The organism is Streptomyces sp. NBRC 109706 (genome assembly GCF_000974485.1).
Taxonomy (GTDB): domain Bacteria; phylum Actinomycetota; class Actinomycetes; order Streptomycetales; family Streptomycetaceae; genus Streptomyces.
This window is the reverse complement of sequence record NZ_BBOM01000008.1, coordinates 573,524-584,664: the sequence shown is the minus strand read 5'-3', so window position 1 is coordinate 584,664 and position 11,141 is coordinate 573,524. Positions and strand designations below refer to the sequence as shown.

The window sequence follows — 11,141 nt, the reverse complement described above, 5'->3', positions numbered from 1 at the left end:
GGCCCCGCGTCGATCGGCGCCCGCCGATAGGGGGCGGGCGATCACGGTAGGGGTTGTCGTCCGTACCCTCCGCCGCTGAAGATGATCTCCGGGCGATCACTGGAATGCGCCCGGAGATCAGGCGACAGGACGGCGAGGGGGGTTGGCGGATGACGATCGCGCAGGACGACCCCGGCCTGTGGATCCGCCGCGACCGCCCCGTGCCGGGCAGCGACATCCGGCCACTTCGTCTGCGCTGTCTGCCGCCTACCGGTGGCTCCGCGAGTTTCCCTGTCCGCGCCATATTCGGACAAGCCGACCGGTAACACCCCTTAAAGGGCTGTCCGTTCTGCCCGGCTCGTCTGTGTGGAACCTGTGGGAAACCCAAGGAATGCTATGCGTTACCTCGTGTTCATTGCGTGCCGCCGCACCACGGTGGCAGGATTCTGGCAGCTCCCGGGGCACGTGGATGCGGGCCCAACTCTCTGCGGTGAAACCTCATATCGCTGCAGGTCGCGGTATCCGGTAACTGCCGTCGTGCGGGCCACCAGCACGATGCGTCAGGTTCGGAGAGAGGAGGGGCGGCCACTGGTGAGCTAACGGGGAGAGTGTGTCTATGGTGCCGGTCGAATGGGACGCCGAACTGGCGGTACTACGTGCCTCCCTCGCCCAGTGTTTCGGCGGCAACGGCGGGTCGGTCGTCATCCGTGGCCCGGTCGGGGTCGGCAAGACCGAGCTGCTGCGCAGTCTGGCGCGCGAGGCGGCCGCAGCGGGCGTCGCCTATGTCGGGGCCACCGGATCGCAGGCCGAGCAGTCCATCCCCATGGGCGCCATGACACAGATCTTCGCCGGGTTGGAACTGCCGGACGAGGAGGCCGGGCGGGTCCAACGGCTGTTGGAGGCCGGCGCGCTCACGTCGATGCTGCACGACAGCGACGACGGGTCGATAGCCCAGGTCGTCATGCCCGTTCTGCACGGTCTGACCGGCATCCTGCTGGCCGTGGCGGAACGGGTGCCGCTGCTGATCGGTGTCGACGACGCGCACTTCGTCGACGCGGCCTCGCTGCAGTGCCTGCGCTATCTGGTGCGGCGGATCGACCGGGCGCGGGTCCTCGTCGTGCTCAGCGACACCACCACCGTCCGACCGACGCAGCCGATGATCTGGGCCGAGCTGCTCAGCCAGCCGCACCGCCAGCTGATCCGCCTCAACATGCTGTCGCCGGTGGGGGTCGCCACGGTGCTTCGGGCCGAGGCAGTCGATCTGGAGGACAACACGCCGGCGGCGCTCTACGAGGCGACCGGTGGAAGTCCGTTGCTGCTGATGGCGTTGGTCGAGGAGATCAAGGCCGCGCAGGCGCGCCGGCGGGCCGGTCATCCCGAGACGTCGATCCCGGCTTCCGGGCATGCCTTCGGGCAGGCCGTGCTGAACTGCCTGGTGCGCAGCGACCCCAGCCTGCTGCCGTTGGTGCGTGCCGTGGCCGCGTTGGACGAGGCGGTGTCCGTCGCGTTTCTCGCCGAGCTGTTGGACTGGACGACGCCGGCCACCGACTGGGCCGTCAACGCGGCGACGGAGGCGGGGCTGGTCGCGAACGGCCGGCTGCGTCATCAGCGGGCCCGCGAGGTGGTGCTCGATCTGATGAGCCCGCAGGAGCGCGCCGCGTTGCACGCCAGGATCGCCGAGCTGCTGGACCGGGCCGGCGCCACGCCGGTGCGGGTCGCGCGGCACTGGGTCGCGGCGCGGCAGTCCATGCCGCCCGGGTCGGTGCCGGTGCTGCTGAAGGCGGCCGAGCAGGCGTTGACGGAGGACGACGGTGGTCTGGCGCTCGACTGCCTGCGGCTGGCCGACCGTGAGGACACCGATACGGGTTCCCGGGTCGGCATCGAGGCGCTGCTGGTGCGCGCGAAGTGGCGGCTGGATCCCGTGTTCGCGGAGAGCCATGTGGACAGGCTGCTCGACGCGTCCGGATCGGGGCGGCTGTCCGCCGAGGAGTCGCTGGCGTTGATCGCCCCGCTGGAGTGGTACGGCCGGCCGGCCGAGGCGGTGTCGGTGCTGGCCCGGGTCGAGGAGTCGACGGCGGCGACGGAGGGGGCGGCCGAGGGGCACGAGCTGGCCGGGCATCTCCACAGCGCCCGGATGGCGCTGGCGCACTGGTATCCGGGCGTGGTCGAGCCGGTGAAGGAGCCGCCGGCGGCCTCGCTGGCGCGCCCCGTCACCACCGTCAAGTTGCGGACGCTGGCGGCGGGCATCGTCCAGACGGTGCACGCGTCCGGATACACCGACGAGGCGGTGGCCGACGCCAAGGCGCTGCTGCAGAGCTGCCGCCTGGACGGCCGCACCCTCTATCCCGTGCTGATCGCCCTGGAGACGCTGATCTACGCGGACTGCCTGGACGCGGCGGCGTCCTGGTGCGATCGGCTGTTGGACGAGGTGCGGCAGCGGTCGGCGCCCACCTGGTTGGCCGCACTCTCCGGGCTGCGGGCTATGGTGAGCCATCGCCAGGGTGCGCTGACGGAAGCCGAGCGGCATGCCCGCGACGCGCTTCGGCAGATCCCGCCCAAGGGTCTTGGCGTGCTCATCGGTATTCCGCTGTCCGTCCTGGTCATGACCGCGACCCGGGCGGGTGAGAAGGAGCAGGCGCTCAGCCATCTGAACATGGCGGTGCCGGAGGCCATGTTCCAGACCACGATCGGGCTGCACTACCGGCGGGCCCGTGGCTACTACTACCTGGCGTGTGGCAGTCACGAGGCCGCGATCGAGGACTTCGAGGCCTGTGGCGAGCTGATGCGGCGCTGGGGTCCCGACCTGCCGGGGCTGGTGCCCTGGCGCACCGATCTGGCCGCGGCCCGGCTGGCCGGCGGGTTCTCCGCCGGCACCCTGGCCGCCGACCAGCTGGCGCGGCTGGGCACCCGGAACACCCGCACCCGGGGGATCACGCTGCGCGTGCTGGCCGCGTCCAGCGAGCTGCGCGGCCGGCCGCCGATCCTGCGGGAGGCCGTCGAGCTGTTGCAGGCCAGCGGTGACCAGTTGGAGTTGGCCGACGCGCTGGCGGAGCTGAGCAACGCGCAGCACGCGCTCGGCGAGTACACCCGCGCCCGCGTCATCGGCCGGCGGGCGCAGCAGCTGGCCAGCCAGATCATGGTGACCATGCCGGAGCAGCACCATCCGCTCGCCGAGGCGGTCCCGTCGATCGCCCCGCTCACGGACGATCCGGCGATCTTCGAGCTGAGCGACGCCGAGCGCCGGGTCGCCTCGCTGGCGGCGCAGGGCTGCACCAACCGGCAGATCGCCAGAAAGCTGTTTGTGACGGTGAGCACCGTCGAGCAGCATCTGACGCGGGTGTACCGCAAGTTGGAGATCAACAGTCGTTCGGACCTGCCGACCAGCCTGCTGTCGTGGGTGGGCCACCCGTCCTGAGAGCGGTCGCGGTAGGGGTAGGGGTGTCCAGTAGGGGGCGACCGTCACTAGGGTCTGGCCGCTGGGAATGTCAGAGCGAGGCTGGGTTAGGAGCTGGCGCGGATGCGGCCGACTGAGAGGCAGCTGCGCGCGCAGCTGGCCTTCTTCCATGACTTCATCCGGATCCAGGGGGCACAGGGCGACCCGTACGCCAAGGTGCTGGGCGTTCCGGACAACCCTTATCCGCACTACGAGGAGGCCAGGGCCAGAGGCCGGCTCCATCGGAGCACGCTCGGCTCCTGGGTGACCGCCGACCACGGACTCGCGAACCAGATCCTGCGGGATCGACGCGTCGGGGTGCGGAAGGCGAACGGTGAGAAGAACCCGGAGTTCATCGCCTTCGACAACTCGATGCTCGGCGTCGACCCGCCGGACCACACCCGGCTGCGTCGTATCGCGGCCCCGACGCTCAACCACCGGATGGCGGACGGCTGGCGGTCCCGCGTCCAGGAGATCTGCGACCGGCTGATCGACGACATCCTGGCCGAGGACGGGCCGTTCGACTTCATGACCGCCTTCGCGCAGCGGCTGCCCGTCGCGGTGATCGCCGATCTGGTGGGCATCCCCGAGCGTTCGCGCGCCGACTTCCACCGCATCAGCCGGCGGATGGTGCCGCTGCTGGAGGGTGTGGTCACCTATGAGCAGACGCAGAGCACCGAGGCCGCGATCAAGGAGATCACGGAACTTCTCGTCGACATCATCGCGGAACGCAAGGCCGAGCCCAGGGACGACATGATCAGCCGGCTGCTGCCGCTGGTCGACGACGGCAGCATGACCATGGCCGAGCTGGTGCCGATGGTGACCTTTGTGCCGCTGGCCGGCAGCGAGACCACCGTCAATCTGATCGGCAACGGGATCCTGGCGCTGCTGACCCACCCGGAGCAGTGGCGGCTGCTGGCCGAGCGGCCCGAACTGGCCGCCGGCGCCGCCGAGGAGACGCTGCGCTATGACGCGCCGGTGCAGCAGTACCGGCGTTTCGCCCATGAGGAGATCGAGCTCGCCGGCTGGAAGGTGCCGGTCGACGGGGAGCTGACGATCCTCGCGGGCGGGGCGAACCGCGATCCCCAGGTCTTCCCCGATCCGAACACCTTCGACATCACGCGCGCCGTCGGCGCCGACACGCTGGCGTTCTCGGCGGGCATCCACTACTGCATGGGGGCCTCGTTGGCGAAGGCGGAGGCGGAGATCGCGTTCGCCACCCTGGTGCGGCGGATTCCGCGGCTGCGCCGGGCGGGCCCGATTAGGCGCGGTGGTTCGTTCATCATCCGGGGCATGGCGGAGTTCCCACTCGCGACCCGCTGACCCCTCCCCATCCGGCAAGCCCCGCGGCGCCCCGCCGACGCAACGGCATGCGCCGGCGAGGCGGTCGCCGAGGAGCCCGGAGCGGCGCGGGCTCGTCGGCGACACCTCAACGAATTGCATATTTCTGCAATTTCATAGACGATGATCCAGCCGGGGAGTCCCGGACGGATCTCAGGGACTCCCCAGGGATCTCAGCGAATCAGGGAGGGCACCGCGTGTCGGTTCCGCTGTACCAGGCCAAGGCCGAGTTCTTCCGGATGCTCGGACATCCGGTGCGGATACGGGTGCTGGAGCTTCTGCAGGAGGGGCCGACCTCGGTGCGGGATCTGCTGGCGGCGATCGAGGTGGAGCCGGCGGCGCTGTCCCAGCAGCTGGCGGTGCTGCGACGCTCCGGCATCGTCACCTCGCGCCGCGAGGGCACCACGGTGGTGTACGCGCTGGCCGGCGGGGATGTCGCCGATCTGATGCGCGCCGCGCGCCGCATCCTGACGGAGATGCTCGCCGGCCGGAACGAACTCCTGGCCGAACTGCGGGAGTCGGAGGTCGCCGAGCGATGAGCCACACCTCCCCGACCCGGTCCCCCGCGGGCCGGGTCCTTTCGCTGTTGCCCACCCGTTCCGATGTCGCGGAGATGCGACGCTCCCCGCGCCGCGACTTCCTCGCCGGGCTCACGGTCGCCATCGTGGCGCTGCCGCTGGCGCTCGGCTTCGGCGTCTCCTCGGGGCTCGGCGCCGAGGCGGGGCTCGCCACCGCCGTGGTGGCGGGTGCGCTGGCCGCCGTCTTCGGCGGATCCAATCTCCAGGTGTCGGGGCCGACCGGCGCGATGACCGTCGTCCTCGTCCCGATCGCGGCACGGTACGGGCCCGGCGGCGTGATGACGGTCGGGCTCGTCGCCGGCGTCCTGCTGATGCTGCTGGCCATGGCACGGGCCGGCAAGTACATGCGATACGTTCCGGCGCCGGTCATCGAGGGCTTCACGCTCGGCATCGCCGGCGTCATCGGCCTCCAACAGGTGCCGGGCGCCCTCGGTGTCGAGACGCCCGAGGGCGAGCAGATCCTCGTGGTGACCTGGCGCGCCGTCGAGGAGTTCGCCCGCTCGCCGAACGGGACGGCCGTCGGACTGGCCGTGGGCGTGGCCGTGGTGATGCTCGTCGGGGCACGCTGGCGGCCCACCGTTCCGTTCTCCATCGTCGCCGTGATCGCGGCCACGGTCGTCGCCCAGGTGTTCCATCTGGACGCCGCGCCGCCCATCGGCGATCTGCCCGCCGGGCTGCCCGCGCCCTCGCTCGGGTTCCTCGACCTGGGCGCCCTCGGCACGCTGCTGCCCTCGGCGGTGGCGGTGGCCGCGCTCGCGGCGCTTGAATCGCTGCTGTCCGCCTCGGTCGCCGACGGGATGACGGTCGGCCAGAAACACGATCCGGACCGGGAGTTGTTCGGGCAGGGCCTGGCGAACGTCGCGGTCCCGCTGTTCGGCGGCGTGCCCGCCACCGGCGCGATCGCCCGCACCGCCGTCAATGTCCGCGCCGGCGCCTCCTCCCGGCTCGCCGCGCTCACCCACGCCGCCGTTCTCGCCGCGATCGTCTTCGCGGCCGCGCCGCTCGTCTCAAGGATTCCGCTGGCCGCGCTCGCCGGGGTGCTGCTGGCCACCGCGATCCGCATGGTCGAGATCGGCTCGGTGCGGGCCATGGCGCGTGCCACCCGCTCCGACGCGATCGTGCTGGCCCTGACGGCCGCCGCGACCCTCGCTCTCGACCTGGTCGCCGCCGTGATCATCGGCCTGGTGGTGGCGGGGGTGCTCGCGCTGCGCGCGGTCGCCACCGAGGCCAGGCTGGACGAGGTGCCGCTGGACCGTGGCGACCACAGCGCCGAGGAACACGCCCTGCTCGCCGAGCACATCGTCGCCTACCGCATCGACGGCCCACTGTTCTTCGCCGCCGCCCATCGTTTCCTCCTGGAGCTCAGCGAGGTCGCCGACGTCCGGGTGATCATCCTGCGGATGTCCCGGGTGACCACCATGGACGCCACCGGCGCGCTGGTGCTCAAGGACGCCATGGACAAGCTGGAACGCCGTGGCATCACCGTCCTGCTGTCGGGGATACGCCCCGGACAGCACCAGGTCCTCGAATCCGTCGGGGCGTTGGATGCCCTGCCCGACCAGCGGCGCGCCTACCCCACCACCCACCAAGCCATCCGAGCCGCCCGCGACCACCTCACCCACACCGGCCTCCTCCCCACCAACCCCGCCACCTGACCGTTCCCGGGAAGCCCACCTCGTCCGGTGAAAGCCAGCGGCCCCCGCGTCCGGTGGGGACGGCGGGGGCCGGTGCGGTGGTGGGGGAGGTCAGCTGGCGGGGGTGCCGACCACGTCGGCGTACTGCTCAAGCCATTCGTCGACGCCGGCGGCCGGGTCGTCCGGGTGCTGGTTGACCACCAGGTCCTCCAGCGCGCCGTACTCCTCGTCGGAGAGCTGGATGCTCTCGATCCACTCGGCGACCTCGGGGAAGTCCTCGGCGAAGCCGCCCCTGCCCAGGAAGTGCAGGGCCTCGGTCTCGCCGAGCGCGCCCTCCGGGTCCTCCAGGTCACGCACGTTGTACTCGGCGTTCGCCCAGAACGGACGCCAGAGCGTGACGACGATCTCCTCCTGCCCGTCGATCGCGTTGCTCAGCTCGGTGAGCATCGTCGAGGTGGAGGACGTGGCGAGGGAGAAGCCCGCGTCGTCCAGACCGTAGGTCGGGAACACGCTGTCCTGGGTGGCCTCGGTCAGGCCGGCGCCGGGCTCGATGCCCACGATGCGGCCGTCGAGCTGGTCCACGTAGTCGGGCAGTTCGGCGATCGAGGTGATCTCGCTGTACTCGGGCACGGCGAAGGTGAGGACCGCGCTGTCGTAGTAGGCGCCGATGTCCTCGACCCGGTCCCCGTACTGCTCCATGTAGGAGGCGTGGGTGACCTCGGGCCAGGCCGACGGGTACATGTCGACATCGCCCTCGGCGAGCGCGGTGTAGAGCACGCCGGCCTCGCTGATCTCCTCGTGCTCGACCGTGTAGCCGGCCTCCTCGAGGATGTGCTCCAGCAGGTAGGCGGTGCTCAGACCGTCCGTCCAGGACGGGATATAGCCGAGGGTGATGGTGCCACCCCCGCCGGAGCCACCGTCGCCACCGCCGTTGTCGTCGTCGTCCGAATCGCCGCAGGCGGCCAACGACAGGCCGAGCGCGGTGACAACGGCCACGGCCGCCAGCTGACGACGCCGAGAGGTGGGGGTTTTCATGAGATCTCTTCTCTTCTCGACAATAAAGGGCAAGATGAAGCAACAACGGATAACAAGGGGGAGTTTTCAGGCCGCTGGAACGGCCTGCGAGTCCTTCTGCTCGGCCGCCGCCCGCTGGGCCGCCTTACGGCGACGACGCACCAGAGCGCTGAGTGAGCGCCCCGTGGGCTGCCCGATGGCGGCGGTGCTCCGGTCCAGGAAGATGGCCAGGATCACGATCGCCAGGCCGGCCTCGAAGCCGAGCGAGACATTGACGCGGGCCAGCGACTCGACCACGATCTTCCCGAGCCCGTCCGCTCCGACGAAGCCGGCCATGACGGCCATGGACAGGGCGAGCATGATCACCTGGTTGACGCCGGCCATGATCGTCGGCAGCCCGAGGGGCAGTTGGATACCGCGCAGGATCTGCCACGGCGTGCCGCCGAAGGCCTCCCCCGCCTCCACGGTCTCCTTGTCCACCTGCCGGATGCCCAGCTCGGTGAGCCGGACGCCCGGGGCCATCGAGAACACGATGGTGGCCACCACGCCGGGGGCGTAGCCGATGCTGAAGAAGATCACCACGGGCACCAGGTACACCAGCGCCGGCATGGTCTGCATGAAGTCCAGCACCGGCCGGACGACGGCGCTCACCGTGTTGTTGCGGGCGGCGAGGACACCGATGGGGATGGCGATGATCACCGCGATCAGGGTCGCGATGATCACCATCGCGAGGGTCTGCATGGCCGGCTCCCAGAGCTCCATGCTGACGATGAGGCCCATGCCCAGCAGCGCGAACACGGCGAACCTGAGCGAGCGGATGCCCGCCGCCAGGACCGCGAAGAGAATGACGACGATCAGCGACGGCAGCGTCAACAGCCAGTCGCTCAGGCCCTCGACCAGGAACTCCAGGGAGTCCTTGATGCTGTCCAGCACCACGGACAGGTTGTCCTTGATCCACCGGATACCGGTGTCCACGCGGTCCCCGAGGGGCAGATGCGGCAGCGAGTCCATCATCAGTTGCCTCCGGCGGTGGTCTCAAGGGCGGCGTCGGCGTCGTTGTCGCCGGGCTCCTCCGAGCTGGGCGGAGTCAAGGCGCTGAGCAGCGTCACCCGGGGGATGATGCCGACCAACGCCTCGGCCTCGTTCACCACGGCCAGCGGCGCGCGGGTCGCGGCGGCGTGCTGGAACAGGTCGGCCAGGAAGTCGTCGGGGCTGACCTGGGCGACGCCCTCGCTCCGCAGCGGCAGCGTCTCGCTGCCAGCGCGCACGGCGTCGGCGACGTCCTCCTCCCAGACCACGCCCCGCACCCGGCGGTCGTTGCCGACCACGAGCAGGGCCTGGGTCTGGTGCTCGCGCATCAGCCGGTGCGCGGCCTTGGGGCCGGTGTTGGGGCCGGCCACCGCGACGGGGCGTTCCATCACCACGCCGGCGGTGAGCACCCGGGTGCGGTCCACATCGGCCACGAACTGGGAGACGTAGTCGTTGGCCGGCTCGTTGAGGATCTCCTCGGCGCTGCCGACCTGGACGATCCGCCCGTCGCGCATCATGGCGATCCGCTCGCCCAGGCGCATGGCCTCGTTGAGGTCGTGGGTGATGAAGAGGATCGTCTTGCCCAGCTCGGACTGCAGTTCGAGCAGCTGGTCCTGCATCTCCTTGCGGATCAGCGGGTCGAGGGCGCTGAACGCCTCGTCCATCAGCATGATGTCGGTGCCGGCGGCCAGGGCGCGGGCCAGGCCGACCCGCTGGCGCATACCGCCGGACAGCTCGTCCGGCATATAGCCGCCCCAGCCCTTGAGCCCGACCATGGCCAGGGCCTCGTCGGCGGTCTTCTCCCGGTCGGCCTTGTTCACTCCGCGCAGCTGGAGGGCGTAGGCGGCGTTCTCGCCGACGGTGCGGTGCGGCAGCAGCGCGAAGTGCTGGAACACCATGCTCACCTTGTTACGTCTCACCTCCCGCAGCCCGGCCGGGGACAGGTGGGTGACGTCCTCGCCGTCGATCCGCAGGGTGCCGTCCGTCGGCTCGAGTAGACCGTTGATCATGCGGATCAGGGTCGATTTGCCGGAGCCGGACAGGCCCATGACGACGAAGATCTCGCCGGCTCGGACGTCGAACGTGGCGTCGATGACCGCTGCCGTCAGCCCCTCACGGCGAAGTTGAGCGCGGTCGGCGCCCTCGGCCAGCATGCGCACGCCACGGCGTGGTTTGCGGCCGAAAATCTTGGTCAGGCCAGTCGCTTCTATGACGGGCACGATGCTCCCGGGTCGGGGTCATGGACAGCCACACCTCGCGTATCACACGCCGGGCGGCGATGTCGCGGGCACTCAAACCGGTGACCGGCGGGCGCGGCGACGCCGTCTACCCTTACATGAGCCATGCATGAGTTGCACATTGTGGGGTTTCGAGGCCGTAACGATCGACCCCCCGCGCGGCGAGGCGGGCACGCGGAACCGGACCGGCGGCGAACGCGGCCGACGGCCCTGGGCTGGCCAGGGTACTCCGACGTCCACCCCTCGTTACCGACAGGTCCATGACACTTACCCGGCCCGGGCCGGGGTCGCGGCGCCTACCGTTTGCGCAGCCACGCCGGCTCCTCGGCCGGGCCGTGGATGGGGACCCTGGCCAGGTAGCCGACCAGGAAGAAGCCCAGCACCCCGGCGACCAGGGTCGTGATGCCGGCCGGGGTGAGCCAGCCGGACAGCCGGTCGGGCAACCGGCCGTCGTCCAGCGCCAGTCCGGTCGCCGTGCCCAGGATGCCGACAAAGGTGAGCAGCCCCGGGATCCAGCCGAACCGGTGGATCGACAGCCCGCCCATCAGGCAACCGATCAGCAGCGGAACGAGGATGGCGAGACCGGCCACCGCCACCCCGGCGATCAGCAGCCCCCACACCAGGTTCCAGCGCGGGTCGTCGTCCGGAACGTCGCCGTCGAAGAGCCCACCCAGTCCCAACCCCGCCAACACCAGCACCGCGCCCACCCCGAAGCCGACGAGGATCACCACCGTCAGTCGCTTCTCCCACCGCCGGATGAAGTCGAAGCTGAAGCGGTAGGGGTTCGACGAGCGGTTGGCACCACGGCCGCGTGTGGACATGAAAGTGACTCTAGGAACCCAGTGGGCGCCGCGTTAATAGACGTCCAGGCATTGTGTCGGGGCCGTGACCGCCC

General features: G+C 70.4%; 8 protein-coding genes. 4 read left to right on the top strand and 4 right to left on the bottom strand.

Annotated features, from left to right (window positions below; genetic code table 11):
* Positions 1–595 precede the first annotated feature (595 nt).
* The 4 genes from AOM46_RS19590 (at position 596) to AOM46_RS19575 (ending at position 6,986) form a co-directional block, all read left to right on the top strand.
* Entirely contained in the window at positions 596–3,394 is a 2,799-nt protein-coding gene (locus AOM46_RS19590) for a LuxR family transcriptional regulator (RefSeq protein ID WP_062213682.1), read from the top strand.
* Positions 3,395–3,496: 102 nt separating this feature from the next.
* Positions 3,497–4,735, top strand: coding sequence for a cytochrome P450 (locus AOM46_RS19585; RefSeq protein WP_062213680.1), 1,239 nt, complete (start codon positions 3,497–3,499; stop codon positions 4,733–4,735).
* Between the two features lie 215 nt (positions 4,736–4,950).
* Positions 4,951–5,292, top strand: coding sequence for a metalloregulator ArsR/SmtB family transcription factor (locus AOM46_RS19580; protein ID WP_062213677.1), 342 nt, complete (start codon positions 4,951–4,953; stop codon positions 5,290–5,292).
* On the top strand, positions 5,289–6,986 hold the full coding sequence (locus tag AOM46_RS19575; RefSeq protein WP_062213670.1) for a SulP family inorganic anion transporter: 1,698 nt from the start codon (positions 5,289–5,291) through the stop codon (positions 6,984–6,986). The genes AOM46_RS19580 and AOM46_RS19575 overlap by 4 nt, the downstream gene beginning before the upstream one ends.
* Positions 6,987–7,076: 90 nt before the next feature.
* Here the strand turns inward: AOM46_RS19575 and AOM46_RS19570 are convergent, their stop codons facing one another.
* The 4 genes from AOM46_RS19570 to AOM46_RS19555 form a co-directional block, all read right to left on the bottom strand.
* Positions 7,077–8,000, bottom strand: a complete 924-nt coding sequence (locus AOM46_RS19570; protein WP_062213668.1) for a glycine betaine ABC transporter substrate-binding protein — start codon at positions 7,998–8,000, stop codon at positions 7,077–7,079.
* Between the two features lie 66 nt (positions 8,001–8,066).
* A complete protein-coding gene (locus tag AOM46_RS19565) occupies positions 8,067–8,993 on the bottom strand; it encodes a proline/glycine betaine ABC transporter permease (RefSeq protein WP_062213666.1) in 927 nt (308 codons plus the stop codon).
* A complete protein-coding gene (locus AOM46_RS19560; protein WP_062213663.1) occupies positions 8,993–10,228 on the bottom strand; it encodes a glycine betaine/L-proline ABC transporter ATP-binding protein in 1,236 nt (411 codons plus the stop codon). The genes AOM46_RS19565 and AOM46_RS19560 overlap by 1 nt, the downstream gene beginning before the upstream one ends.
* A gap of 314 nt (positions 10,229–10,542) precedes the next feature.
* Positions 10,543–11,067: a hypothetical protein gene (locus tag AOM46_RS19555; RefSeq protein WP_062213661.1), complete on the bottom strand. Its 525-nt coding sequence runs from the start codon at positions 11,065–11,067 to the stop codon at positions 10,543–10,545.
* Positions 11,068–11,141: the final 74 nt, after the last annotated feature.

Bases quoted from the DNA above. Each gene is read 5' to 3' on its own strand.
- AOM46_RS19555 (WP_062213661.1), bottom strand. From the start codon at position 11,067: ATGTCCACACGCGGCCGTGGTGCCAACCGCTCGTCGAACCCCTACCGC.
- AOM46_RS19565 (WP_062213666.1), bottom strand. From the start codon at position 8,993: ATGATGGACTCGCTGCCGCATCTGCCCCTCGGGGACCGCGTGGACACC.
- AOM46_RS19575 (WP_062213670.1), top strand. From the start codon at position 5,289: ATGAGCCACACCTCCCCGACCCGGTCCCCCGCGGGCCGGGTCCTTTCG.
- AOM46_RS19590 (WP_062213682.1), top strand. From the start codon at position 596: ATGGTGCCGGTCGAATGGGACGCCGAACTGGCGGTACTACGTGCCTCC.
- AOM46_RS19570 (WP_062213668.1), bottom strand. From the start codon at position 8,000: ATGAAAACCCCCACCTCTCGGCGTCGTCAGCTGGCGGCCGTGGCCGTT.
- AOM46_RS19585 (WP_062213680.1), top strand. From the start codon at position 3,497: ATGCGGCCGACTGAGAGGCAGCTGCGCGCGCAGCTGGCCTTCTTCCAT.